This window comes from Pseudoalteromonas sp. TAP-3C, assembly GCF_059888565.1.
Genome location: NZ_CM187618.1, coordinates 2612003 through 2637109 on the forward strand (window position 1 = coordinate 2612003; position 25107 = coordinate 2637109).

At 38.8% G+C, this 25107-nt stretch carries 25 protein-coding genes and 3 pseudogenes; 9 read left to right on the plus strand and 19 right to left on the minus strand.

Annotation, left to right across the window (positions count from 1 at the left end; translation table 11 throughout):
- Positions 1-14 precede the first annotated feature (14 nt).
- The 5 genes and pseudogenes from AC6H44_RS12245 to AC6H44_RS12265 all read right to left on the minus strand — a co-directional run bounded on the left by AC6H44_RS12245 (position 15) and on the right by AC6H44_RS12265 (position 4349).
- The gene (locus AC6H44_RS12245; protein ID WP_500735798.1) at positions 15-191 is read right to left on the minus strand and encodes a hypothetical protein; all 177 of its coding nucleotides are present in this window, start codon (positions 189-191) and stop codon (positions 15-17) included.
- 20 nt (positions 192-211) lie between these two features.
- Positions 212-1032: pseudogene (locus AC6H44_RS12250) on the minus strand (aldo/keto reductase).
- 133 nt (positions 1033-1165) lie between these two features.
- On the minus strand, positions 1166-2296 hold the full coding sequence (locus AC6H44_RS12255; RefSeq protein ID WP_500735800.1) for a sodium ion-translocating decarboxylase subunit beta: 1131 nt from the start codon (positions 2294-2296) through the stop codon (positions 1166-1168).
- Between the two features lie 14 nt (positions 2297-2310).
- Positions 2311-4092: a sodium-extruding oxaloacetate decarboxylase subunit alpha gene (gene oadA, locus AC6H44_RS12260; protein WP_500735801.1), complete on the minus strand. Its 1782-nt coding sequence runs from the start codon at positions 4090-4092 to the stop codon at positions 2311-2313.
- A gap of 11 nt (positions 4093-4103) precedes the next feature.
- The gene (locus tag AC6H44_RS12265) at positions 4104-4349 is read right to left on the minus strand and encodes an OadG family protein (protein ID WP_500735802.1); all 246 of its coding nucleotides are present in this window, start codon (positions 4347-4349) and stop codon (positions 4104-4106) included.
- Between the two features lie 485 nt (positions 4350-4834).
- Here AC6H44_RS12265 and AC6H44_RS12270 point away from each other — a divergent pair, with 485 nt between their 5' ends.
- The 3 genes from AC6H44_RS12270 (at position 4835) to AC6H44_RS12280 (ending at position 5863) form a co-directional block, all read left to right on the plus strand.
- Positions 4835-5008, plus strand: coding sequence for a DUF1328 domain-containing protein (locus tag AC6H44_RS12270; RefSeq protein WP_500735803.1), 174 nt, complete (start codon positions 4835-4837; stop codon positions 5006-5008).
- A 48-nt stretch (positions 5009-5056) separates the two neighbouring features.
- Entirely contained in the window at positions 5057-5248 is a 192-nt protein-coding gene (locus AC6H44_RS12275; protein ID WP_500735804.1) for a hypothetical protein, read from the plus strand.
- A 147-nt stretch (positions 5249-5395) separates the two neighbouring features.
- Complete coding sequence (locus tag AC6H44_RS12280; RefSeq protein ID WP_500735805.1) at positions 5396-5863, plus strand: YcxB family protein; 468 nt, start codon at positions 5396-5398, stop codon at positions 5861-5863.
- Positions 5864-5915: 52 nt separating this feature from the next.
- Here AC6H44_RS12280 and csrA read toward each other — a convergent pair whose 3' ends face one another.
- The 6 genes from csrA to AC6H44_RS12310 form a co-directional block, all read right to left on the minus strand.
- Positions 5916-6107 carry a carbon storage regulator CsrA gene (csrA, locus tag AC6H44_RS12285; protein WP_372858612.1) on the minus strand — a complete coding sequence of 64 codons (192 nt, stop codon included), beginning with the start codon at positions 6105-6107 and terminating at the stop codon, positions 5916-5918.
- A 90-nt stretch (positions 6108-6197) separates the two neighbouring features.
- Positions 6198-7415, minus strand: coding sequence for an aspartate kinase (locus AC6H44_RS12290; RefSeq protein WP_500735806.1), 1218 nt, complete (start codon positions 7413-7415; stop codon positions 6198-6200).
- Between the two features lie 6 nt (positions 7416-7421).
- Positions 7422-10022, minus strand: a complete 2601-nt coding sequence (alaS, locus tag AC6H44_RS12295) for an alanine--tRNA ligase (RefSeq protein ID WP_500735807.1) — start codon at positions 10020-10022, stop codon at positions 7422-7424.
- Between the two features lie 19 nt (positions 10023-10041).
- Complete coding sequence (locus AC6H44_RS12300; RefSeq protein WP_500735809.1) at positions 10042-10494, minus strand: regulatory protein RecX; 453 nt, start codon at positions 10492-10494, stop codon at positions 10042-10044.
- Positions 10494-11282 (minus strand): BPSS1780 family membrane protein, encoded by a 789-nt coding sequence (locus tag AC6H44_RS12305; protein WP_500735811.1) that lies wholly within the window; start codon positions 11280-11282, stop codon positions 10494-10496. The genes AC6H44_RS12300 and AC6H44_RS12305 overlap by 1 nt, the downstream gene beginning before the upstream one ends.
- Before the next feature lie 76 nt (positions 11283-11358).
- On the minus strand, positions 11359-11982 hold the full coding sequence (locus tag AC6H44_RS12310) for a GTP cyclohydrolase II (RefSeq protein ID WP_500735812.1): 624 nt from the start codon (positions 11980-11982) through the stop codon (positions 11359-11361).
- A 232-nt stretch (positions 11983-12214) separates the two neighbouring features.
- On the opposite strand from AC6H44_RS12310, the gene AC6H44_RS12315 reads away from it, so the two are divergent.
- The gene (locus tag AC6H44_RS12315; RefSeq protein ID WP_500735814.1) at positions 12215-13300 is read left to right on the plus strand and encodes an energy transducer TonB; all 1086 of its coding nucleotides are present in this window, start codon (positions 12215-12217) and stop codon (positions 13298-13300) included.
- A gap of 80 nt (positions 13301-13380) precedes the next feature.
- Here AC6H44_RS12315 and AC6H44_RS12320 read toward each other — a convergent pair whose 3' ends face one another.
- The 3 genes from AC6H44_RS12320 to AC6H44_RS12330 are packed head-to-tail and all read right to left on the minus strand — an operon-like array spanning position 13381 to position 15051.
- Positions 13381-13833: a low molecular weight protein-tyrosine-phosphatase gene (locus AC6H44_RS12320; protein WP_500735815.1), complete on the minus strand. Its 453-nt coding sequence runs from the start codon at positions 13831-13833 to the stop codon at positions 13381-13383.
- Between the two features lie 42 nt (positions 13834-13875).
- Positions 13876-14529 (minus strand): glutathione S-transferase family protein, encoded by a 654-nt coding sequence (locus tag AC6H44_RS12325; RefSeq protein WP_500735816.1) that lies wholly within the window; start codon positions 14527-14529, stop codon positions 13876-13878.
- 15 nt (positions 14530-14544) lie between these two features.
- Positions 14545-15051: a DUF3087 domain-containing protein gene (locus AC6H44_RS12330; RefSeq protein WP_500735817.1), complete on the minus strand. Its 507-nt coding sequence runs from the start codon at positions 15049-15051 to the stop codon at positions 14545-14547.
- A gap of 212 nt (positions 15052-15263) precedes the next feature.
- Between AC6H44_RS12330 and AC6H44_RS12335 the strand changes: the two genes are divergently transcribed.
- Together AC6H44_RS12335 and AC6H44_RS12340 are read left to right on the plus strand one after the other, a co-directional pair.
- Complete coding sequence (locus AC6H44_RS12335; protein ID WP_500735819.1) at positions 15264-16421, plus strand: pyroglutamyl-peptidase I; 1158 nt, start codon at positions 15264-15266, stop codon at positions 16419-16421.
- Between the two features lie 143 nt (positions 16422-16564).
- Positions 16565-19816 carry a methyl-accepting chemotaxis protein gene (locus tag AC6H44_RS12340; protein ID WP_500735821.1) on the plus strand — a complete coding sequence of 1084 codons (3252 nt, stop codon included), beginning with the start codon at positions 16565-16567 and terminating at the stop codon, positions 19814-19816.
- Positions 19817-19878: 62 nt separating this feature from the next.
- Here AC6H44_RS12340 and AC6H44_RS12345 read toward each other — a convergent pair.
- A pseudogene (locus AC6H44_RS12345) lies at positions 19879-20043 on the minus strand (kynureninase/PvdN C-terminal domain-containing protein); the annotation flags it as partial.
- Between the two features lie 98 nt (positions 20044-20141).
- Between AC6H44_RS12345 and AC6H44_RS12350 the strand changes: the two are divergent.
- Both AC6H44_RS12350 and AC6H44_RS12355 read left to right on the plus strand, forming a co-directional pair.
- Complete coding sequence (locus AC6H44_RS12350; protein ID WP_500735822.1) at positions 20142-22322, plus strand: GAF domain-containing hybrid sensor histidine kinase/response regulator; 2181 nt, start codon at positions 20142-20144, stop codon at positions 22320-22322.
- Positions 22323-22473: 151 nt separating this feature from the next.
- Entirely contained in the window at positions 22474-22782 is a 309-nt protein-coding gene (locus tag AC6H44_RS12355) for a hypothetical protein (protein WP_500735824.1), read from the plus strand.
- A gap of 18 nt (positions 22783-22800) precedes the next feature.
- Here the strand turns inward: AC6H44_RS12355 and AC6H44_RS12360 are convergent, their stop codons facing one another.
- The 4 genes and pseudogenes from AC6H44_RS12360 to AC6H44_RS12375 form a co-directional block, all read right to left on the minus strand.
- The gene (locus tag AC6H44_RS12360) at positions 22801-23376 is read right to left on the minus strand and encodes a HipA domain-containing protein (RefSeq protein WP_500738431.1); all 576 of its coding nucleotides are present in this window, start codon (positions 23374-23376) and stop codon (positions 22801-22803) included.
- Between the two features lie 64 nt (positions 23377-23440).
- Complete coding sequence (locus AC6H44_RS12365) at positions 23441-23689, minus strand: HipA N-terminal domain-containing protein (protein ID WP_500735826.1); 249 nt, start codon at positions 23687-23689, stop codon at positions 23441-23443.
- A complete protein-coding gene (locus AC6H44_RS12370) occupies positions 23689-23988 on the minus strand; it encodes a hypothetical protein (RefSeq protein WP_500735828.1) in 300 nt (99 codons plus the stop codon). The genes AC6H44_RS12365 and AC6H44_RS12370 overlap by 1 nt, the downstream gene beginning before the upstream one ends.
- A 241-nt stretch (positions 23989-24229) precedes the next feature.
- A pseudogene (locus tag AC6H44_RS12375) lies at positions 24230-24460 on the minus strand (ACP phosphodiesterase); the annotation flags it as partial.
- 265 nt (positions 24461-24725) lie between these two features.
- Here AC6H44_RS12375 and AC6H44_RS12380 point away from each other — a divergent pair.
- Positions 24726-25103, plus strand: a complete 378-nt coding sequence (locus AC6H44_RS12380) for a hypothetical protein (protein ID WP_500735830.1) — start codon at positions 24726-24728, stop codon at positions 25101-25103.
- Positions 25104-25107: the final 4 nt, after the last annotated feature.

Here is a 25107-nt window from a genome sequence, read left to right on the forward strand (position 1 = left end):
GGCTTTTTTATAGATTAATTTAAAAGAACATATATAAGCTGCACAACCAAAGAGATCATAACCAGTGGCCAAATATACTTGCTGTATTTAGTGGCGTTTTCAAGCCCCATTTTACTCTGGTATTTTTCTAGTAAAGGAATAATAACCACTAAAGCAATTACCAAGCTAATTAAAATAACAAATATGTTCATATCACCTTCTTGATATTAAGTTACGGTAGTGCACAGCCTTTGGCGCTAATATATAACTGGTACCAATGCTCACGACTTAAATTAATATTAATTGCACCACACGAGGCTTTGATACGCTCTACATTAGTAGTGCCAATAATAGGCTGAATTAATGCAGGATGACGCAACAGCCAAGCCAATACAATTGCTTCAGCCGTTGTTTCATAGAGTATGGCAAGTTTACTCACTAAAATACTGGTATTTATATCCGCAGGTGAAGCCTTGGATAAATCGCCCCCCGAGTATAAACCTTGGCATAAACTGCCCCAGCTTTGAATTTGAATATCATGCTCACGGCAATATTCAATACATCCTGGCGTAAAGTTAATATCTTTGCCATCGGTATTACCGACATAAATGCCTTCATCGACCCATTGATGCTTTTGCAAACTCGCCTCTATTTGATTTGCAACATCAGCACATCTATGTAGTCGGTATTTAATCGCTTTAATGAGCCTGCTACTGAGCGCTCAATCCAATCGGCAGAAAAATCATAGCGTTGTGAGTTTTTCTCATCAGCAAAACGAATACCACACTTAGACTGGATATATATTTTTTCTCTAAGCTTTGGGCGCTGAGCAAGCACCTTACCAAACACTTGTTCAGCCTTACCTAAGGTATAAATATCAGCATGATCAAAAAAATTAATTCCGCCCTCAATCGCTGTATCTATGCATGCATGTCCTTGCTGTAAGTGCGCACTGTTGATCGCACTCTTATCCCATGCACCTCCTAAGCCCATACAACCAAATATCAGCTTACTTGCATTTGGGAGATATTTTGCCAGCGGAGTGTGTGACATATTAGACAGCCCTTAAAAATATAAAGAATGATTACTGTAAACAAAAAAACCTAAACAAGAAACTGTTTACGTTAAGTTTTTTAGGCAAAAAAAAGCGCAGTAAACTGCGCTAATAGGTTGAGTCTAAGTATATTTAACCAACCAGGGCAAGTAAAATACCGGCAGCGACCGCACTACCGAGTACACCAGCAACATTAGGCCCCATTGCATGCATTAGTAAGAAGTTGTGTGGATTATTTTCAAGTCCGACCTTATTAACTACACGCGCCGCCATCGGTACAGCCGAGACCCCGGCGGCACCAATTAATGGATTTATCGGGGTTTTTGATATTTTATTTAAGCCTTTTGCCATAAATACCCCCGAAGCGGTACCAATAGAAAACGCCAAGGCACCCAGCACTAAAATACCAATGGTTTCTAAGGTTAAGAACTGTTCTGCAGCAAGTTTGGAGCCTACAGCCAACCCTAAAAATATAGTGGTAATATTAATGATTTCATTTTGGGCACTGTTACTAAGCCTATCCACCACGCCCGACTCACGCATTAAATTACCTAAACAAAACATACCAACCAAAGGAATGGCAACGGGTAAAAATAATGCCGTTAAAGTAAGTACCACCAGTGGGAAAATAATTTTTTCCTTTTTAGATACTTTACGCAGTTCAGGCATTTTAATTTGACGCTCTTGCGGTGTTGTTAACGCACGCATAATAGGCGGCTGAATAATAGGAACCAGCGCCATGTATGAGTAAGCGGCTACGGCTATAGCACCGAGTAAGTCAGGCGCTAGTTTTGATGCTAAAAAAATGGCTGTCGGTCCATCTGCACCACCAATAATGGCAATCGCTGACGCATCTTGTAAACTAAATTCAAACCCCGGAATAAAGTTAAGCAAAATAGCACCAAATAAAGTCGCAAAAATACCAAACTGTGCAGCGGCGCCTAATAGCAACATACGCGGGTTTGCAATCAAGGCACTAAAATCAGTGAGCGCCCCCACGCCCATAAATATTAATAGCGGAAAAATACCAGTATCAATACCGACATAGTAAACATAGTAAAGTAAGCCACCAGGGTCTGATAAGCCAGCCACCGGAATATTGGTTAAAATAGCCCCAAAACCAATTGGTAACAGTAGTAATGGTTCAAATTTTTTGGCTATTGCTAAAAATAGCAACAAACAACCAACGGCAATCATCAGCAACCCGGGCAATGTAAAGTTAGCAATACCTGTGGCATGCCAGAGGTTTAAAATACCATCCATCCTCTATTTACTCCTTAAGCCAGGGCAATCATTGCATCGCCGGTGGACACTGAATCGCCTTCAGACACAAGCACGTTTGCAACAGTACCCGTATGCATGGCGCGTACCTCGGTTTCCATTTTCATGGCCTCCATAATAATCACCACATCCCCTTCATTGACTACTTGCCCTGGTTTTACTTTAATTTTAAAAATATTACCGGCAAGTGGTGCATTAAGGGTTTCACCTGAAGCAACTGATGCCGACTGAGGAATATGTTCAGAGTCTTTGAGGGTAACTTCTTTAAGTTCACCACCTTGAGCCACGACCACATCGTATACTTTACCATCGACCTTAACGCTGTATTGTTCGGCCTTAACACCTTTGTTACTTGCTTTTGATTGTTCAGTTGCTTTACTTGAGCTGTCATCGGCGCTAGGAACAGGTTCAAATGCATCAGGATTATTACGATTTTTAATAAACTTCAAACCAATTTGCGGAAATAACGCATAGGTGAGCACATCATCAATTTGCTCATCAGCAAGCGTTAAGCCTTGCTCTTGTGCAAGTTTGACTAACTCAGCTTCTAATGTTTCAAGCTCAGGTTTAATGATATCCGCCGGGCGACAGGTAATTGCTTCGCTACCATCGAGTACACGCTCCTGTAGTTCTTTGTTCATCGGTGCGGGGGTTGAACCATACTCACCTTTTAATACGCCTGCAGTTTCTTTGGTAATGGTTTTATAACGCTCACCAGTGAGAACATTTAATACAGCTTGAGTACCAACAATTTGCGAGGTAGGTGTTACCAATGGAATAAAACCGAGATCTTCACGCACGCGCGGGATTTCGAGTAATACTTCGTTTAGTTTATCAGCAGCGCCTTGCTCTTTGAGCTGATTTTCCATATTAGTTAACATGCCACCGGGCACTTGTGCTAATAAAATTCGCCCATCAACACCTTTTAAGCTTCCTTCAAACGCTGCATACTTTTTACGTACATCTCTAAAGTATGCGGCTATCTCTTCTAAGTGATTTAGATCAAGGCCTGTATCGCGATCTGTTCCCTCTACAATTGCCGTAATTGTTTCGGTTGCTGAATGACCATAAGTCATACTCATTGATGAAATAGCGGTGTCGAGCATATCTATGCCAGCATCAATGGCTTTTTGATAAGTTGCAGTACTCAAACCTGTGGTTGCATGACATTGCATGGCAATAGGCACTGAAACCGTTTCTTTTAACGCTTTTATTAGTTTTTCTGCATCATACGGCTTAAGTAGTCCCGCCATATCTTTAATACAAATTGAATGACAGCCCAATTCTTCAAGCTGCTTTGCAAGCGTGAGCCACATATCGAGAGTGTGAACCGGACTTACTGTATAAGAAATAGTACCTTGGGCATGCGCACCTACTTTAACTGCTGCTTTTATAGCTGTTTCTAAGTTACGTACATCGTTCATTGCATCAAAAATACGAAATACATCAACGCCATTTTCATGCGCCCGCTCTACAAACTTTTCAACCACATCATCTGCATAATGACGATAACCTAATAGGTTTTGCCCACGAAGTAGCATTTGTTGTGGCGTATTGGGCATGGCCTTTTTAAGCGCGCGAATACGCTCCCATGGATCTTCACCTAAATAACGTATACACGAATCAAAAGTAGCCCCTCCCCAAGACTCAATAGACCAATAACCAGCATCATCTATTTTTTTAGCAATAGGCAACATATCGTCTAAGCGCATGCGAGTAGCTAATAAGGATTGATGTGCATCACGCAGTACGAGTTCTGTTATTTTCAATTTAGCCATTTCATGCTCCTCTAATTATTATTTGTTTTGTACTGAGCGATGGCAGCACTAATTGCAGCAATGTGTTCACTTGGTACGCCTTGAGATTTAAAAGATGGCACTCTTTGTGGTGCGTCCACCTCTGGCTGAGAAAATTTGGCAGCCAATTTAGACATGGTTACCACAGCACCAATCAATAAAGAAAGAAATACAAATACACTCACCATACCTGTCAGCATTAAATTGCCCGCAGTTATCAGCGAAGCCCCTATATCCATAATTCTCTCCTTTCAAACCATAAAAAATAAAAAGTCAGTTTATTTAAATAATTATTCACACACAATAACAAAAGCGATTCTTTTGCCCACAAGTTGTAAATTGGTAAAACCAATTAAACTTAAAGTAACATATCATCAATAAAGTTAACACCACCTAAAATAGCTTATTTAGCCTTGTAAGATAGATATTAAAAATGTTCGTTATAAACAAAAGATATATAAAGCAAACTTATTAAGTAAGTTATTCAGTAACACTTAAACCAAATAGAAATTGGTCTTACCAAAATAAATAGATTCACATAACTTTTTATTTCATCATATATAACTGTGAATAAGTTACCGATAAAATCGTAAAAATTACTAATTAAATAAAGAAAAACACCACAACAAACTTAAATACATGATTTTAATAAATAAAATATACTGGCACGATATTCGCTTACTTTAGTACTTTAGAATAATATTAACACAATAAGGAGATATCAATGTTACGCTGGACAATTACATTTTTGGTGATCGCTCTAATCGCAGCCGTTTTAGGGTTTGGTGGTATTGCAGGAACCGCAACAGGTATTGCTAAAATCATATTTTTTATATTTTTAGTTTTACTGGTTATTTCACTTATCTCTGGTGCTTTACGCGGTAAAGGCCCCAGATAGATAACGAAACGACAAACTCTTTTAAACTTTTATATAAGGAATTACATTATGAAATCATCAACAATCAAAGCAGTCGCTATTGCTCTATTTGCAAGTGCATTTATTATGGGTTGTGAAGACAATCACGCAGAAGAAGCGGGTGAACGCATCGACGAAGCAGTGACAGATGTACAAAACAAAGTAGAAGACGCCTGTGAAGAAGTAAAAGAAGGCGTTAATGCTAAAGAAACAAACTGTTAATTTACAATCATTTTTCTTTAAAACGACCTCAGGGTCGTTTTTTTATATCTAAAATTTACAGCGTTTTTAATAATTTATCTCATTTAAGCTGCGTATTAATGCCATAGCTTGCTAAAATGATAAAAAATAAATGTTAAGTATAGATGCATGGTATTTACGACAACCTACAAACTCGATAAACCTTACTTTTATGAATGCTTCGACCAGTCGTTGCCCTACAGTAAGCGCGCACAACCTAAATATTTTTTATTAGCACTGCTTGTTGTATTAGGATTATTTGGCATTTATGGTTTAGGGGATCATTACCTGGGCACATTTTTACTGATGTTAGCCTTACTTGAATGCATTGCTTTTTACTATCGCCGCCCTTGGTGGGCCACAAGACAAATGCTCAGCAGAGCGTCAGGCTCTGAAGTTACCCTCACCTTCGACGAAAACGGAATAACGTCTTCTAATCATTACAAAGACTACCAATTAGCGTGGCACGATATTATTGAAATTATTACCACAGATCGCGGACTACTGTTAAAAAGTAAAAGCGGTATGCAGTACATTTCAAAAGCCATACTCAACGATGAAACCATTGATTTTATAAACAAAAAAGCCACTCAGTGAGTGGCTTTTACAAATGTCATAGTGATTAACTAAACATTTAATACTCTATTGATTAAGCATTGTCCGGATTAGGGTTAGACTTTTCAGCTTGTATACGCATGTAAATTTCTTCACGATGAACTGATACGTCTTTAGGTGCATTCACACCGATACGAACTTGATTTCCTTTAACACCCAAAACAGTAACGGTAACTTCGTCACCTATCATAAGGGTCTCGCCTACTCTACGAGTTAGTATTAGCATTCTCTTGCTCCCATGTTCCAATAAAATTATAAGATTCCGCGTTTACATTTTAATTAAAATTAGACTAAATAGTAAGTAAAAACTCTCAATCTATTCATTTTCTGTTAAAAATGTCTTATGTAATGCACGAACAGCTAACGCTAGGTATTTTTCATCTATTAAAACTGAAATCTTTATTTCTGAGGTTGAAATAAACATCACATCAATATTCTCTTTTGCTAACGAATCAAAAAATAAACTTGCTACTCCAGAATGGGATTTCATGCCCATACCCACAGCTGACACTTTCGCCACATTCATTAAACCATCAATTACCTGTGCGTCTAGTTGCTGTTGAGCGGCGGTTAACAAATCAAGCGCGTTTAAATAATCATTTAAATGCACTGTGAAAGCGTAGTCGACTTTTTCAGCTTTATGATTAGTTTGATTAATCATATCTATTTCGATGCCATTATCAGCAAAAAGTTTCAAAACTTTTGTAAGGTGCTTAGATCCTTGCGGCATTCCATGTAGCTTAATTAAACACTCATCTGCATTAAATGCAATACCCGACACCACGTTGCTCGCCACGTCGCTCTCCTCAAAACTTATTAATGTACCTGCGTCAGGTTTGAAACTAGATAAAACCCGTAACGGCACATTGTGCTTACCAGCAGACTCTACGGAGCGAATATGTAACACCTTAGCACCCAAACTTGCCAGCTCAAGCATTTCAGCAAAAGTAACATGGCTTAAGCGTCGTGCGTTAGGTTCTACACGCGGATCTGTAGTATATACGCCGTCCACATCGGTATAGATCTGACACTCATCGGCTTTTATTGCACCGGCAATTTCAACTGCCGAGGTATCGGTACCACCACGCCCAAGCGTAGTCACGTTTCCCTCAATGTCGCGCCCCTGAAACCCGGCAATAATAGCAATGCGATTATGCTCAAGTTCGTGTTTTAAACGTGTTGCAGCAACCTCTTCTACACGCGCTTTGCCAAACATGTTATCGGTTAATATATTAACCTGATCGGCTAATAAACTAACTGCTGAATGGCCGCGCTTAATAATAGCCATCGCTAATAAAGCAATAGAGACTTGCTCACCAGTACTGAGTAACACATCGAGTTCACGACTGCTAGGGCGAGAGTCGATTTGTTTGGCAAGATTAATTAAACGATTGGTTTCTCCCGACATTGCCGAGAGCACCACCACCACTTGGTGGCCTTGTTGTTTGGTTTTAACAACAAGATCGGCGACCGCTTCAATACGCTCTATTGAGCCTACCGAAGTGCCGCCAAATTTTTGAACTATAAGCGCCACTTAAGCTTAAGTACGCTCAGTTAACCAAGCGGTTACGCTATCAAGTGCTGCCGTTAAGTTTTGTGGCTGTGAACCACCCGCTTGTGCCATATCTGGACGACCGCCGCCTTTACCACCTACTTGACCTGCCATGTGATTAACTAATTCACCGGCTTTTACTTTGCCCGTTAAGTCTTTAGTTACACCCGCAATTAGGCTTACTTTGTCACCTGTGGCAACACCAAGCGCAATAACACCTGAGCCAATCTTGTTTTTAAGATCATCAACCATGCCGCGAAGCGCTTTTGATTCAGTCCCTTCAACATTGGCTACCAGTAATTTCACCCCGTTAATTTCAACCACTGAATCAAGTAACGATGCACCTGCCGCACTGGCTAGTTTATCATTAAGCTGGGCAACTTGTTTTTCAAGTCCTTTCGATTTTTCAAGTAAGGCTGTTACTTTTTCAAGTACTGAGGCACTGTCGCCTTTTACCAGCGCTGCAACATCAGCTAATTGCTGTTCTTGCTCACTGACATAAGTAATTGCTTCTGCACCCGTTACCGCTTCAATACGGCGAACGCCAGCAGCAATACCGCTTTCAGATACAATTTTGAATAAGCCAATGTCGCCCGCACGCTCGACGTGTGTACCACCACAAAGCTCAATTGAGTAATCACCAATGGTTACGACACGTACTTCGTCATCGTACTTTTCACCAAACAATGCCATTGCACCTTTTGCTTTAGCATCATCAATCGCCATTAGCTCAGTGTTGAGTGCAAAGTTACCACGAATTTCGTCATTCACTACGCGCTCAATTTCGCGCAGCTCTTGTTTGGTCACCGCTTCAAAATGCGAGAAGTCAAAACGCAGGCGATCTGGCTGCACAAGTGAGCCCTTTTGCGATACGTGCTCACCTAAAAGTTGACGCAATGCTTGGTGAAGAATATGGGTAGCTGTGTGGTTTTTCTTGATGCTGTCACGGCGTTTAGCATCAATATTTGCATCAACTTTATCGTTAACCCCAATACGCCCTTGCACTGTGCCATGGTGTGCAAATGCATCACCCAGTTTAGTGGTGTTAGTAACAACAAACTCACCACCAGCTACAGTAATTGTGCCGCTATCACCAATTTGACCACCAGATTCTGCATAAAATGGCGTGCGGTCTAAAACAATAATACCTTGTTGACCATCTTCAAGTAATGATACCGCTTTGCCACCGGCAAAAATTTCGACCACAGTGCCACGGTAATGAGTGCTATCGTAGCCTTTAAAGTCAGTGTGTTTGTCTGATTTTAATTGGTCATTGTAATCAGCACCAAACTTACCGGCTTGTTGCGCTGTTTTACGTTGTACTGCCATGCATGCTTCAAAGCCTTGATGATCAATCGTCATCTGGCGCTCACGCGCTACATCGGCTGTTAAATCTGCAGGAAAACCATAGGTATCGTAAAGCTTAAATACTAAATCACCGGGGATCACATCACCGGTTAAATCACTTAGGCTTTCCTCTAAAATAGCTAAACCACGCTCAAGGGTTTTACCAAATTGCTCTTCTTCAATACGCAGTACTTTTTCAATAATTTCTTGTTGCTTAGCAAGTTCTGGATACGCTTGACCCATTTGCTCAATAAGTGCAGCAACCAACTTATAGAAAAACGCGCCTTTAGCACCTAACTTATTACCGTGACGTACTGCACGACGAATAATACGACGCAACACATAACCACGCCCTTCGTTTGATGGCATCACCCCGTCTAAGATTAAAAACGCACACGAACGAATATGATCGGCAACTACGCGAAGCGACTTATCATTCATATCTTGGGCATTGGTAACGCTTGCCGCTGCGGCAATTAAACCTTGAAATAAATCAATTTCGTAGTTTGAATGCACACCTTGTAAAATAGCTGAAATACGCTCAAGACCCATACCCGTATCAACAGATTGCTTAGGCAGTGGCAACATAGTCCCGTCGCTTTGACGGTTGTATTGCATAAATACTAAGTTCCAAATCTCAATGAAACGATCGCCATCTTCTTCAGGCGTACCCGGAGGGCCTCCCCAAATATGCTCACCGTGATCATAAAATATTTCAGAACATGGACCACAAGGACCGGTATCCCCCATGGACCAAAAGTTATCGCTAGTCGCAATGCGAATAATACGATCTTCAGGTAAACCTATATCGTTTGCCCAGTAGCCAAAAGCCTCTTCATCATCATGATAAATAGTCACTAACAGCTTTTCTTTTGGGAGTTTTACAACTTGTGTTAAAAATTCCCACGCAAATTTAATCGCATCTTGTTTAAAGTAATCACCAAAGCTGAAGTTACCTAGCATTTCGAAAAAAGTATGGTGTCGTGCGGTGTAACCTACGTTTTCTAAATCGTTGTGTTTACCACCAGCACGTACACAACGCTGCGAACTGGTTGCACGTGTATAAGGACGGCTTTCTGCGCCTAAAAATACATCTTTAAATTGCACCATACCGGCATTATTAAATAATAATGTGGCATCGTTACCCGGTATAAGCGAACTAGAGGGAACAACTTGATGTTGTTTACTGGCAAAAAAGTCTAAAAACTGTTGCCTAATTTGTGCGGTAGTCATGTGCTGCATGTGAAAGTCTCACCTGTATTTACTGTGCTTGCATTGCAAAATTTATTTCATCATAGCTAAAACCTCGGTACATTAAGTAGCGCACGCGCTTAGCTTTTTCTTTGTACTCGAGGTTTGCCGGTGTCGTTGAATATTTTTTGTTGTACGCTTCCTGCGCGAGCTCAAACCAATCTATTTCCAGCTCTTCAACCACTGTTTCAAGCAGTGCTCTATCAATCCCTTTACCCATGGCCTCACTTTGAATTCGCTTTAAGCCGTGGCATTTAAATATATGCTTTCTTACAAACCCTTCACAATAACGCTGCTCGTTTATAAAATTGTGTTTCTCACACCAATCAAGCAGGTTTTCTATGAACTCGTCAGTTGCTTCTTTTTGCTGTAACTTTTGGGTTAACTCTCGACGCGAATACTCTTGCCTTCCAAGTAACCAAAGTACATAGTTTTTTAGCTTTTGTTTTAACGTATCATCCATTAAGCGTCAAAGCGTCCGCTTTGCTCGCTGCTTAAAGGCTTAATGTTATTGTCATCACTTGGCGGCACAACCGGCATAAAAATAGCCTGATAAGAAACAAAGAAACTAATGTAGCAAATTGGCATTAATATCAATAGCGGTAGTAACGATAAGAACACCGAAACCACCATGAGTAATGCGCAAATAATACCATAAATGCTCAATGGTAAAATATTATAATAAAACACCATAAACGATTTTTTTAAGGCATTTAAAATACGCTGCTCTTTATTAAAGTAAACCAGCGGCACGGCATAGGCAAACGAGGTAAAGTATACCGACAGCACAATTAAAAACAGCGCCACATTGGCAAAAGAAATACTTTCAAGCATTTGGCTAACGGCTGTATTAGGATCTAGGTTAGGCTGGGTCATAACCGCCATCGCATCTGCGAATAAACCATTAGCGAGCAATGCAATTAAAATTCCCGCCCCCATTTGATAAAGTGCTAAGCGAAATAAGCCCAGCCGATTTCCTTTGGCTGAAAACGGTTTTAAAATATCGGCTAGCATAATTTTGCCACCTTGCTGTTTAGTCAGCACCGCTTGATAAAAACCTGCGGTTAAAAATGGTGTTGCCAACGCAGCCACTATTTGTAGTAACGGCAAAAATAATGACAACAGGCCAACAATGCCAATCAACAAGTGCATAAAAATAAACGTTAATGGTTGAGTTTTAAAAATTAGCCAACCGGCTTTAAACCACTTTAACCCAGCATCCGCTTTAAAAATTCGTAATTGTGTAGACATACTTGCTCTTAATTAAAACAAAACACGCCGAGTATAACTCGGCGTTGGTTGGTATTACAGAGGCAGATAAGTAATATTAAGGTTTTTTAATTTTCTTAATATCCAGCATGTGCGAGCCATGCTTAATTTTGGTCTCTAGGTATGCCTTATTACCCGAAAGCCCTGCTTTAATATGTGCATGCGTACCTATAACAGAATCAACCTCTATACCGGCATCTTTTAATGCGTTGAGCTTTTTAGGGTTATTAGTCATTAACTTAACATGTTTTAAATTAAGCGCATTAAGCATTAACACCGCATCCGAAAAATCACGTAAATCATCAGCAAAACCCAAATGATTATTAGCCTCATAGGTATTCATGCCTTGTGACTGCAAAACATAGGCATCTATTTTATTGTATAAACCAATGCCACGGCCTTCTTGGCGTAAATAGAGTAAAATGCCACCCTGCTCATGCATCATTTCAACACATTCATTTAGCTGCTCACCGCAATCACAACGTGACGAATGAAACACATCGCCTGTTAAACATTCTGAATGCATTCGAATAAGCGGCACACTTTGTTGGCTATCAGCGTTATTAAACACTAAAGCAACATGCTCTTGGCCATCTTTTAAGCCACTAAATGAAATAATTTCTGCTGGAATATCACTATTTTTGCCCACATTAAGCTGGACTCTTGCTCTTACTTGCGCCACGACCAATCCAAATATTTAAAAACTACGACACGATAAAGTGATAATATCACAAAAGTTCAAAATTAGATCGTAGTACAGCCCTATTTTATTACTCATATATGGCGACGACAGCGGCTATTTTCAATCTTTAAGTATAAATAATTATCAGTAAGTCTTTACCTTGGTTTACCTAAAAAAATGACAAACACGCAAGGGTTTGCTACATTGCTGCTAATAAAAAATAGGGATTATTATGAAACTAAACAAACTTGTATTACTGTTATCTATGGTCAGTAGCTCTTTACTTGCAGTGCAAGTAAACGACCCCCAAGTAGAATTTAACAAGGCTTATCAAAATTACTTAAATGCGGTTAAAACTAAAGAAAATGTGCAACAAGCCGCGAAGCAGGCTTACACATTAGGTAAAGCTGTTTACAGTGAAAATACTGATAACACTGCAAACTTAGCTATTAACTATGCAAAATCAATTAATGGGTATGGTAACCACTCGATTGAAAAACGCTTTGCGCTGTACCAGCAAGCCTATACCATTTTAGTCAAGAATCATGGTAAGCAATCACTAAAAAATATTGATGCTTTAATGGGCATGGCTAATTTTGCACCTTCAGCTCAAAAAGCTGACTATTATTTAGATCAAGTAATTACAATCGCAAACACACAAAACAAGCCTAAATTTGTAGCCGATATGAAATTAGAAGCGGCGACGATATTAGCGAATAAATTTAGCCATAAAAAATACCGAGAGGCCAAAAACTACCTAGAAGAGGCCGATGAGTATTATCAGGCTCACTTACCTAAAAACTCAATAGAGCAAATTAAAGCTGATTTTTTAATGGCATCGTTTGCACAAGGTAGAAAAAAATACGACCAAGCGATTGAAAGACTTAATCGCGTGATCAACGTGTTTGATAAAAGCTTAAGTTACGATCACAACGCAGAGCTTACCGCACACTCTCGGCTAATTGGCTTGTATGAACAACAAGGCAAAAGCGATGAAGCCACTAAACACTGTATAGCAATTGCTAAAATGGTGCCGTGGAAAGAAAGCCAAGAACAAACGCCGCTATACCGCGTTAACCCTAAATACCCTAATAATAAAGCTCGCTTTGGTAAAGATGGCAGTGTAATTATGGAGTTTGAAGTGGATGAATCAGGCTTTGTAAAAAACCCGCAAGTACTTAGTTCACAAGGCGGCGTAGCCTTTGAAAAATCGGCAATAGAAGCATTAGCACAGTGGCGCTATGCACCTAAATTTGAAAACGGTAAAGCCATTACTGCAATTTCTCAAGTGCAGCTCGACTTTAAAGTAAACCGTTAATTACAGATAATACCCATTCACTTAATTAAGCGAATTGCTACAAAAAGGCGCTTCAAGCGCCTTTTAATTTAACACTATAGCTATTTTAACTTGGCTAAAATGTTATCGCTGGCGGCCTCTATTAAATTGAGCACTTTTTCAAAGCCATCATCACCGCCATAGTAAGGATCGGGTATTGCACTTTGCGCTTGCTCTCCATACTCTAAAAATAACGCTAACTTATATTGTAAATGCCCAGGGCAGCGTGCGTTTAAATCTGCGAGGTTTTGCGTATCTGCAGCTAAAATCAAGTCAAACTCGCTAAAATCACTGCTGCGTACCTTGCGCGAAAAAATACCTTTAAAACTATAACCGCGTTTTTCACCGGCCTGCATTGAGCGTCTGTCTGGCGAGTTACCTTCGTGATGACCAATGGTTCCCGCCGAATCCACTAGCAGATCAATGCCTAACTTTTTAGCGCGTGCCCTCAATACCGCCTCAGCCGTCGGTGAGCGACAAATATTACCTAAACAAACAATCAGTACTTTTTTCACTTATAGCTCCTTAAGCTTTTGCATAAAAATCAGTAATAAACGTTATTTTAATGAGGCTAATATTTTTTGTTCGCCTTCAAGCATTGTGTGCATAGCGGTGCCCTGTTTTACACGGCTATGTAAAGCAGCAAGCTTAGGCCAGCGCGACTCATCAAGTTGCTCACCAGCGTGTTCCATGTTCATTAACTGGCAGCTCACAGCAATATCGGCAAGGGTTAAGCTATCGCCAATAAAAAACTCGTTATTACCTAAATAACCGTCTAAATAATCAAATAAAGGGGGGAGTTTTTCATTTAATGCGCTTTGCACCAATGCCTCATCGGTTTGCTTTTGCATTGTAGGGGCAATAATACGTTGCTGAAATACCGTAAATGTAGCAAAAGGAGCCAGCTCGTAATCTGCGTATTTTTCTAACCAGCGAACGGCTGCACACTGCTCTGCGGTATTGCCAAGTAAAGACGGTAAATTGGGGTATTTTTCATCAAGATATTGGCAAATAACGCTGGAGTCGGCCAAGCTTAACTCGCCGTCTTTTAGCGCCGGAATACGCCCTAGCGGGTTAAGTTCTAAAAACCAATCAGGTTGATTAAACGGCGAGACCATTTCGAGTTTATAGTCGAGTTGTTTATGCGCTAAACACACACGTACTTTACGTACATAAGGAGAAAGCGGGACACCGTAGAGAATTATGCACATTGTGATTCCTATAAATTAAAACTGCTTTAGAATTGCGTCATCATAATCATTAACATCAAGCGTTAAATTATATTTAGCCGCGACGCTATCAAGCTCGGCTTGTTTAATCGCTAACTCATCCATAGTGATAGTGTTATCGTCAAGCTGCCATAACAAGCGTGAACCTGCATAACTATACTGAATGGCTAATAGTGCATCAGGGTTACCTTCACGTCCCGCCGCTTTTAGCTTTGCCATTTTACGAGTGATTTTATTGAGCGCTTGTTTAAGCTCCCATACATATACAACCTCTGTCATAAACGCATGTTTACGGTATTTATTTAACAACCACCCTATGCCAATACTCGTGACAATAACGCCTAATAAGTTCCAATGAAAATGACTACCACTTTCATCGGGAAATATTGCAATAAGTGTTTGTGAAATCGCGAGGCTGCCAATTGCTAAACTCGCTGCACAGCCGACGATAACGCGATTTAAATGTTTACGATAACGTACTTTATCTATTTCAATAAGTTGCATAATTGCCTAAAGTAAAAAACTAAAAAATACACAGCCGACATTGTAGCTAAACCTATCATAGAGTTTCGACTCTTTTTAAGAAAATATCAGCAGTTTTTGATTTAACGCCTTTTTATATTACTTATAGCATGAAACCTGCCATCGATTTTATTTGCATCCACTTATTAGACGTAAGATAGTGGGTAATAAATACAACACAGCACAGAATTACCATGATAAAGACACTGATTGCCTCTAGCTTAGTTTTTTCTACTTTTAGCGTTTTTGCTAATTTAGATACGCCGTTAACCCCAGAAGAATTACGCATTGAAAAAGCCAACCACTTTATGCCTAAGGTATTTAGCGCTTTTGCCAGCGAGGTAAATCAATTTGAGCAACAATTCAAATCCCTCTCAAGCTATGCACAAGCCGTAGATACCGTTAATGACTATTCAAAACGGTTATGGTTTAGTGCCAAAAAGCGCATAACCACAACGCAGAACCTTGATGATCGCGCACTTTACTGGGCTCGTTTACAATCAAGTAAAATAATACGCACCATTGAGCCTGCATTTTCACTGAGCCAAGCGCAACAAGCCGTATTATTAACCTTACTAGAAAACGGTAGCCGAGGACGCACCGACCTAAGCTACTCACAAAATACCAATAAAAAAATATTACTAACCGGGTTTGACCCATTTTTACTGGATAAACATATAAACCAAAGTAACCCATCAGGTATTGCTGCATTGCTACTTGATGGCCAAGTGATTAGCTATAAAGGTATCACTGCTGAAATCAACACAGTGATGATACCGGTGCGCTACGAAGATTTTGACCAAGGCATAATAGAGTCGTTACTTGCCCCTTATTACGCACTTAATAATGTTGATATGGTGGTTACCGTTAGCATGGGTCGCAAAGACTTTGATCTTGAGCGCTTCCCCGGTAAGCGTCGCAGTGTAACAGCGCCCGACAACGCCAACGTAGTGTATGGCGGCAGCAAAACGGCGCCACTTATTCCAAGCTTAAACGACCGCCCATTACCCGGTAACGAATTTGTAGAATTTAGCTTACCTGTTAGGGCTATGCAAAGTGCAAAAGGGCCCTATTCTATTAATGATAACCACCACGTTATTACTCTAGAAAAAGATTTTAAAGCGAATACGATTGAACAGTTAAAAAACGCGACTGCAGTGCAAGGCGGCGGGGGTGGTTATTTGTCTAACGAAATCTCCTATCGCAGTATTCGCCTGCGCAATCAGCTAAATTCAAATATTCCTACAGGCCATATTCATACTCCGCGCATTGCACAGTTTGAACCCGAGATTGAAGCTAAAATAGTAAAACAAATTCAAACCATGCTAGCGCATAGTTTAGTTGCGCTTTAATAAAAAACACCTTTAAAAATGGGAAGCACAATAAAATGTATTGAAAGTAAATAAAAACCCACAACTTTACTTATTAATTAGATTTTCAGAAATTGTGTTCTATGCTCTTATAAGGTACAAACCTTATTACAAGGAACATAGTAATGCCCGCAATCAGTCATTTTTTTAATTCGTTAAATTTAACTAAAAAGCTTATATCTGCTTTTTTAGTAGTTGCTTTAGTACCAATAGCCATAATTATAGCCGTTGCTATTGGTATAGCTTCCGACTCAATCACCAAACAAGTATATTCTCGATTAGATGCTGTAAGCAAAGTTAAGCAAAGCGCTGTAAAACGTTACTTTGACAATATTGAAAATAAACTTAATACACTGCACGCTAATCCCGATTTCCCCCTCATAGCTGCACAGTTTATAAATGGGTATGATGCTATTTCACCTTCCATGTCCCCAGAGTCCCTAAATAACTTTTATAAAGATTCTTTTTTCCCTAAATTTAAACAGTTAAATCCAACAAACACCGCCTCGCTATCAGCGCTGGATTTAATGAGCTCAAAAACTATTGAGTTACAATCTCGTTATTTAGCTAACAATCCAAACCCAATTGGTGAAAAACAAAAATTAACGGCTACAGCGCAATCAGATGCATATGAACAAACCCATCGTAAATATCATGACTATTTGCGCAATGTTGCGACTATAAATAAGTTTTACGACATTTTTATAATCGACCCAAAAAATGGCAATATTGTTTATTCAGTTTACAAAGAAGTCGACTTTGCAACGTCACTGCAATCAGGCCCTTACGCCAATAGTAATTTAGCAAGCCTGTTTCAAATATTAAAAAATAACAAAGATCCTCAAAAAATCGCATTTGTTGATTATAAACAGTACTCCCCTTCATATAATGCACCTGCAAGCTTTATTGGTAAGCCAATTGTTGTCAATGGTGAAACAATTGCAATTTTAGCCGCTCAGCTTTCTATAGATGACATCAACTCAATTATGAAAGAACGTGAAGGTTTAGGTGAAAGTGGAGAAACCTACCTGGTTGGCCCTGAAGGGTTAATGCGCTCTGATTCTTATATCGATCCTATAAATCGCTCTGTAGAGCGTTCTTTTAGAAACCCAAATAAAGGCGCGGTTAATACTTTATCTGTTACCAAAGCGCTCAACAATGAAAAAGGCCAACACGTAATTAATGATTATAATAATGAAATGGTTCTGTCCGCATTTGCACCTGTGGATGTATTTAATATGCGCTGGGCACTAATAGCAGAAATGGATGAACACGAAGCCTTCGAGTCTATAAATACACTTTCTCAGCTACTCATCGTTATACTTATAATCACTATTGTCATGGTTACTGTTGCCGCATATTGGTTTTCACGCACCTTAACAAAACCAATCCATGCACTGGCTGATACAATGAAAAAGGTAGAGCAACAAGGTGACTTTTCATTGCGGGCAACAATTTATTCAAACGATGAAATAGGTGTAAGCACTCATGCATTCAACACTCTTTTGGCTACTTTACAGCTATCAATTAGCGAAACTAACCGTGTGATGAATCAGATGGCCGCAGGTAAATTTGACCAACGCATCAATGCACCCTGTCGGGGAGAGCTCGATACCTTAAAACAAGCTACTAACGACTGTGCAAGTTCGCTTAACAGTGCAGTAAACGAATTAAATAACATCTCGCTTGCTATGGCTGAGGGCAAATTTGATGTACAAATTAATGCCTCCATGTCAGGTGAGTTGGGCACCTTAAAAAGTAATATTAATCAATCGCTGTCCTCAATAGATACAACAATGAACAGTATTGTCGATATTATGATGAACGTTGAACAAGGTAACTTTAAAGAGCAAATCACCTACCCAGCAAAAGGCAAGCTTGCACAATTAAAAGACAGCGTAAATAACTCCGTAAGCAGTTTAAACATGGCAATAAATGGCATTAGTGACGTTATGAGTGCATTACGCCAAGGGCAATTTTCAGCACAATTAAACGCCCCTTTAGCAGGTCAACTTGACACCCTAAAACAAGATATTAATTCCAGTATGGCTAATCTAAATAATGTTATGCATGAAATAGGTGAGGTTATGACCTCTGTTAGCCTAGGTGACTTTAAAAAAATGATAGAATGTGAAGCCAGTGGTCAACTAGAGCAGTTAAAAAATAACATCAACACATCAATTATGGCGATTGATAATGCGCTAACTGAAATTTCATCAGTTATGCTAGCCATTAGTCAAGGACGTTTTGATCATACTATTTCATCTGTTATGACAGGCCAACTCAATAACTTAAAAAATGATATAAATCAATCGGTAACTAATCTAGACCATGTAATAAATGACCTCAATAAAGTCATGGCAGCAATGGCAAACGGCGACTTTACCCATCAGCTGAACCAACCATTGCAAGGCCAGCTGGAAGATTTAAAAAACAACGTAAACGAGTCTACTTCATTGGTTTCATTAGCTATAAATGAAGTAAGCAGTGTCTTATCAAACTTAGCTAAAGGCGACCTTACTAAAAAAATAGAGGGACAATATCAAGGTGTATTTAACACACTTAAAGGCGATACGAACACAACTATTGCTAAATTAACCAGTGTTATAAAAGAAATCCAAGTTTCTGCTAGTCAGGTTGTGCAAAATGCAGGAGAAATAGCATCTAGCAATACTGAAATAAGTAAACGAACAGAGGAGCAAGCTGCCAACCTTGAAGAGGCAAGCTCAAGCACCGAGCAAATGCTAGATGAGCTAACCAAAGTATCTGAACAATCAAAAAGCGCAGTGGCATTAGCTAACAATGCAGAAAAAATTGCTGATGAAGGTAACCGCTTATCAACACAAACAGTCAATGCAATAGATGAAGTAAATAAAGCAAGTAAAGATATTAACGAAATACTCACTGTTATTGATAACCTTGCTTTTCAAACTAACTTACTGTCGCTTAACGCCGCTGTTGAAGCAGCCAGAGCTGGCGATAATGGAAGAGGTTTTGCTGTTGTAGCCAATGAAGTTGGTGATTTAGCGGGTCGCAGTGCGGCATCTGCAAAGCAAATAAAAAGTATCATTGCAAATAGTAACCAAAAAATAGCCCTTGGGACTGAATTAGCAGGCAGCTCTGGTGAGAAATTAAAACAAATTATGCAAGCTGTTAGCGATGTTAATAAAAACATCATACATATAGATCATTCAACCTCTGCACAGCAGCAGGCCATTAAAGAAGTTAATCTTGTTGTACAACGCTTAACCGGTTTAACACAAGCTAATTCGGCCATTACAGAAGAAACAATGGCAGCTGCACGGCAAATGGCGGAACAAGCTACCGAGATGAGAGTGCAACTAAATTACTTTAACTTGATAAAAGATGAACAGTAGTGGCACTGTTCATCTGCTTTTATGTTGTTAGTTAAATAAGCTATTGTTAAGGTAAGATAGCGTTACGTTACTTTGCCGGCTAAATTAAAACGTGGCTCTTTGTACAACTGAGTTTTAACCGCCTCAGCTAAAATAACCATTGCCTGCCATGCATTCTCAAACGAAGTATAAAGAGTCGTAAAACCAAAGCGTGATATATTGGGTGCACGAAAATCAGTGTTCACCCCTTTTTCATAAAGCTAAACTGCACAAGCACGGCTATACTCTATTTATTATTTTTATACGTTTATTTGATACTAATGAAATCTAAATACAGAGCAATACCATGATAAAAGCACCAATAGCTGAAGATGAGTTATCTAGGCTGAAGGACTTATATGAGTATGATGTTTTAGACACAGAAGCTGAAAAAATATTCGACGATTTAACCCAGCTTGTATCTGACATTTGTGAAACCCCTATTTCACTTATAAGCCTTGTTGATTCAAACAGGCAATGGTTTAAATCAAAACACGGCATTGATGCAGACGAAACACCACGAGATATTGCATTTTGCTCTCACGCAATATTACAGCAGCAAATTTTCGAAGTACAAAATGCACTCATTGACAGGCGTTTTTATAACAACCCATTAGTCACCAATGATCCCAACATTCGTTTTTATGCTGGTGCGCCTCTTATAACTCCTAAAGGAAATGCCATAGGTACGTTATGTGTTATCAGCGATAGTCCAAAAAAACTCACTGAAAAACAAAAAAACGCACTGACAACTTTAGGCAAAGAAGTAATTACACAGCTAGAGCTCAGGCTTAATAATAAAAAGCTCGCGATAGCCTTAAAGAGGCAAGAAAAACACAATAAAGAACTTAAAAAACTAAAAGATGAGGCAGATACAGCCAATAATTTAAAAGGTAAATTTTTAGCGAATATGACTCACGAACTCAGAACACCGTTACATGGTATTTTAAACTTAGCTGAGTTTGGTATAGCTGAAAGCACAATAGAAGAGAAAGATAACACCTTAAAAAACATTCTAAACTCAGCGCGTTACCTATCAAATATTGTAAATGATATTTTAGATTTTTCTAAAATTGAGGCGGGCAAGTTAGACATTGAGCATACCGATTTTAACCTCAATAAAGTTATCAACGACGTTGTAAAGCCCCAGCAAAAGCAAGCATCGACTAAAGGTATAAAACTTTTCACATCCGTGGATGCTAACATAGCGGTTCATTTAAAGGGCGATCCTCTTAGGATTTCTCAAATTCTAAATAACTTGTGTTCAAATGCGATTAAGTTTACCAATCATGGTCAAGTAGAAATAAAGGTGAGTGTAAAAAGCAGTACATTGCAGTCACAAACACTTGTATTTGAAGTTATTGATACAGGCATAGGGATTAACGAAACCGTTCGAGAGCACTTATTTAAAGAGTTTCAACAGGCGGATGCATCGACCTCAAGAAAATATGGCGGGACAGGTTTAGGTTTATCGATTTGTTCCCATTTAAGTGAGTTAATGAAAGGGCATCTTAGTTTTAGCAGTGTAAAAGGAAAAGGTTCTACGTTTACCTACGAACAAAACTTTGAGCTTGCTTTATTACCCTCAATGCCACAGCAAAGCAGTGAAATAACAAACTTGCAAGGTTGCACTGTTTTAATTGCAGAAGATAACAAAATCAATCAACTCATAATTACTAAAATGCTTAACGCACACAACACCAATTTAGTACTCACTGAAAACGGGGAAGAATGTATTAAGTACTTCACAAAAAACCCTGTAGATTTAATTTTTATGGATATACAAATGCCTGAAATGGATGGTATGGAAGCGACTAAGGTTATTAGAGCGCTGCCCGCAGGCAAAACCGTTCCAATTATAGCAATGACGGCAAACACCCTAAAACAAGACATAGAGCATTACTTAGAGATTGGTATGGATGGCTACTTAACTAAACCATTTGATAAAACCAAGTTAAATAGTTTACTTAATGTTTACAACCCTAAAAACTTAAATTTAAAAAACTTAGCAGTAAAAATCAGCGATCCTACTATTTCTAGTGACTGGAAGCTAAACCAAATATGCAAAGAATTAAAAATATTAGTTCCTAATGCCAATAGAGTTAGCCTTTGGTTATTTAGCAAAGAATATAGTGCATTAACTTGTTTAATTTGCCTTGATGAAAATGATCACATATCCAGTGGCACTATTTTAAATACCGGAGACTCCCCGGCCTATTTCAATTATATTTTAACCAACCAAGTGCTAGACGCCTCCGACGCCAGAAATAACCAGGTAACCAAACCATTTACTAACGCTTACTTCAAGCCACTAAATATTTATTCTTTGCTTGATTACATTTACATTCTTGATAACAAACCGTTAGGTGTTATTTGTTGTGAAAGTGTGGGAAAAAAGGTGTCATGGAGCTCTCAAGATAAAGACTCATTGATAAAAGTGGCAGATATAGCTAACTTGTTTTTATCTAAACAAATCAAGGCTATATAACTAGACAAGCAACGGCAAAGCACTAACAAAAAACTTTTACAGCTGAACATTACACCCCGTATTTAGCTAAAGTTAACGTTGTTAACAACCTAAATACTTAGGTATAATATGCCATCTTGGCTATATTTTTAGCCTTCAAATCGGATCTCTCATGAAAAAACTCTCTAAAGTGCAAATAAAACAACAAGCACTGGTGCTCAATGTTGCTGATGCAATCGAAAAACAGGCTCTTACTGACATTCCAGGCATGTCGCAGTGCTGGTTTGACGTAGAATACCACTTATTCCCTGGCTCTTTATTAATGTGTTTTCAGTTTGAGAATCAGCAGGCGTTAACAGCGGCAGAGCCCGACTTATTGAAATGGCAAAAACGTTTAAGTGGTGCCATGCTAAAAAAAGGCGTGATTTTAAAAGATATGCGCAAACATTTAGTGTTTACCCTAAAAGGGCCTGATGATTAAGTATTAACACGTCAACTATTAGGGTGGAGTAAGTTCTAATGTACGACAACGCTCGCGAATGCGTTTGATAATAACATCGTATATGTGATCAGGGATCGGTGTGCGAAAGCCACCATCAATGGCCTTAAGTACTTTAATCTTCAGCACTTTTAGCTGTTTTTCTACCATAGATTTAGGCAGACCAATATTAACACCAAGTTGAACGAAATCCTCTTTGGTATAAAAGCCAAAGATATTATACGCGTCGCTAAAATCGCCTTCTTCCCCTTCTTCAATAGCAAGAACGCCAAAAGACATAAAACACGCTCTATCGAATACTGGATAAGGTGCCAAACTCAACATATCATACATGGGCGTAACTAAGTCCATAATGTTATTGTTTTTATTTGGCTTTCTTTGCATTGAAAAGTTCTTTAAATGCAAATCGTTGTTACCGACTATATGGCTAAATACAACGTGTAAAAACAGTTTTAGCGTAACGGCTTTGCTATTACCTGCGCAACGAGTCAACTTAATTAGCACGTTCTCGTAACTCAACGCATCGCTATCTTTGTGCTTTGGATGAACTTGGCACAACGATGCCCCATCTTCAATTAAGTAGCGCTGCTACTTGTCGATGACATCAAAGCGCTTCGTTATATAAGCAAGCTCCCCAGACTCAAATGGAATGAGTCCGCAGCCATCCCTCAGATAACAAATTAGTAAGAAATGGAGGAAGAATGTCAAAGTAAAACGGTTCACTTCTTAGTGGAAAGTGATGCCCAATTGGCTCACCTTTTGTTAAATAATTTTCGTCATAAATAAAAGTGTACTCTTCTTTACCGGACAGGCTTTCATCCCTATATTCAATCAGAACACCCGCTCTGATATTATTTATAAATACCGTTGCTCTGCGGTTAATTTCCATTACATACATCGTCCTACCAGTAATTGATAATCCCCTAACACACTAAGGATAGACTCAATAGTTGAGCGCTTAGCTGAACCAGGACTGCTATATGCTTTATAGAGAGTCGCTTTGCTGATTGCGGCAAGTTCGCAAAAGATATCTACCGTGATGCTATTATCTTTACAATATTGATTAACGCGCGCTTTAATTTCAGACAAAGGAAAAGCTTCATCTAAGTTGGCATATGAAGACTCTAATCGTTCAACTTCTTGCAAAAGCATTAAAAGCTGTTGCTTTAGAGCGTATAAATTACTCACTATCTTCTAACCTTAAATTAATAGTTCATAAAAAAGAACTTAAACAAAACTAAGTTTACTATAGTGAACAAAAAAGCAATTATCAACAAAAAAGTACAGCAAAATAAACTTATAAATAGGAAAGTACATTAAAACAAACTAAACATACCTGACCAATGTTAAAGTACGCAAATTAAAACTAAAACCCAGTAAAGTTCATTAAAATAAACTAAGAATAATAAATCAAGACTTTAAACCTTTACAAAGCACAGCCAGTTAAGCGCCTACGTTTAGGGGAAAAGTACTGTTTAGCTTCTTTAACTAAAGGATGAGTATCTGTGAATTTGTCGACTAAATAATGATTATCTAGCGCATTTTTAGCACTTGCAGGTATGTGTGTTAACTGCCGCTGACCACCAAAATCTCCCAACAAATTCCCAAACTGAGAATCAGCCATAGGCTGCGCTAAATAAAGGTGGGCTAAATAATTCAATGTAGTCTCAGCAATTGTTTAAAGTGGTTAAATAATAACGCAATTTTAAATAAAATTCATTTTAGGGAAGTACGGTTTCATTAAGCTTTATTCTTCAAAACTATCCATCCAATTACAATTGTATTTTATTAATTCAGTAACGAGTCAGGCCAATTTTGTTATTAGTGTTGCTGCGTTTTTTCGGTGCTGCATGAGTCATAAAACGCCTGCTTAGCCTTTAATATTTAATGCTATTTTTCATTGTAACCAAGGCTACTCACGCATTATGACAACAACTTTTTTAAGTAAATCACAACAAGTCGCACTGCAACAAGTACTTATTAGTAGTAAGTTGCTAAATAGTGATACAGCAAATAGTGATAACCCACCATCACTTGAGCAACAAGCGTATAGCCATATCGCTGTGATGTTGTATCGCTTTAATTTACAAAAAATCAAATGGCCCTCTTTTTTAAAAACAGCTATAAATACTACAAGCAATGATTGCCCGTGGTTAATCAGCGAGCTTATACGTTGCCAACATGATTACAAAGCTCAACCTAATGACACTGTAATCATTGAGCAAAGTGCATTTTTTTGTGGGATTTTTAGCGAAGAACTCGCCTATATTGATACTTTATTAGCAAATGGAACACAGACTTAATAAG

Coding starts and splice junctions, on each gene's coding strand:
- AC6H44_RS12245 (WP_500735798.1), bottom strand. CDS start 191: ATGAACATATTTGTTATTTTAATTAGCTTGGTAATTGCTTTAGTGGTT.
- AC6H44_RS12255 (WP_500735800.1), bottom strand. CDS start 2,296: ATGGATGGTATTTTAAACCTCTGGCATGCCACAGGTATTGCTAACTTT.
- oadA (WP_500735801.1), bottom strand. CDS start 4,092: ATGGCTAAATTGAAAATAACAGAACTCGTACTGCGTGATGCACATCAA.
- AC6H44_RS12265 (WP_500735802.1), bottom strand. CDS start 4,349: ATGGATATAGGGGCTTCGCTGATAACTGCGGGCAATTTAATGCTGACA.
- AC6H44_RS12270 (WP_500735803.1), top strand. CDS start 4,835: ATGTTACGCTGGACAATTACATTTTTGGTGATCGCTCTAATCGCAGCC.
- AC6H44_RS12275 (WP_500735804.1), top strand. CDS start 5,057: ATGAAATCATCAACAATCAAAGCAGTCGCTATTGCTCTATTTGCAAGT.
- AC6H44_RS12280 (WP_500735805.1), top strand. CDS start 5,396: ATGGTATTTACGACAACCTACAAACTCGATAAACCTTACTTTTATGAA.
- csrA (WP_372858612.1), bottom strand. CDS start 6,107: ATGCTAATACTAACTCGTAGAGTAGGCGAGACCCTTATGATAGGTGAC.
- alaS (WP_500735807.1), bottom strand. CDS start 10,022: ATGCAGCACATGACTACCGCACAAATTAGGCAACAGTTTTTAGACTTT.
- AC6H44_RS12300 (WP_500735809.1), bottom strand. CDS start 10,494: ATGGATGATACGTTAAAACAAAAGCTAAAAAACTATGTACTTTGGTTA.
- AC6H44_RS12305 (WP_500735811.1), bottom strand. CDS start 11,282: ATGTCTACACAATTACGAATTTTTAAAGCGGATGCTGGGTTAAAGTGG.
- AC6H44_RS12315 (WP_500735814.1), top strand. CDS start 12,215: ATGAAACTAAACAAACTTGTATTACTGTTATCTATGGTCAGTAGCTCT.
- AC6H44_RS12325 (WP_500735816.1), bottom strand. CDS start 14,529: ATGTGCATAATTCTCTACGGTGTCCCGCTTTCTCCTTATGTACGTAAA.
- AC6H44_RS12330 (WP_500735817.1), bottom strand. CDS start 15,051: ATGCAACTTATTGAAATAGATAAAGTACGTTATCGTAAACATTTAAAT.
- AC6H44_RS12335 (WP_500735819.1), top strand. CDS start 15,264: ATGATAAAGACACTGATTGCCTCTAGCTTAGTTTTTTCTACTTTTAGC.
- AC6H44_RS12340 (WP_500735821.1), top strand. CDS start 16,565: ATGCCCGCAATCAGTCATTTTTTTAATTCGTTAAATTTAACTAAAAAG.
- AC6H44_RS12350 (WP_500735822.1), top strand. CDS start 20,142: ATGATAAAAGCACCAATAGCTGAAGATGAGTTATCTAGGCTGAAGGAC.
- AC6H44_RS12355 (WP_500735824.1), top strand. CDS start 22,474: ATGAAAAAACTCTCTAAAGTGCAAATAAAACAACAAGCACTGGTGCTC.
- AC6H44_RS12365 (WP_500735826.1), bottom strand. CDS start 23,689: ATGGAAATTAACCGCAGAGCAACGGTATTTATAAATAATATCAGAGCG.
- AC6H44_RS12380 (WP_500735830.1), top strand. CDS start 24,726: ATGACAACAACTTTTTTAAGTAAATCACAACAAGTCGCACTGCAACAA.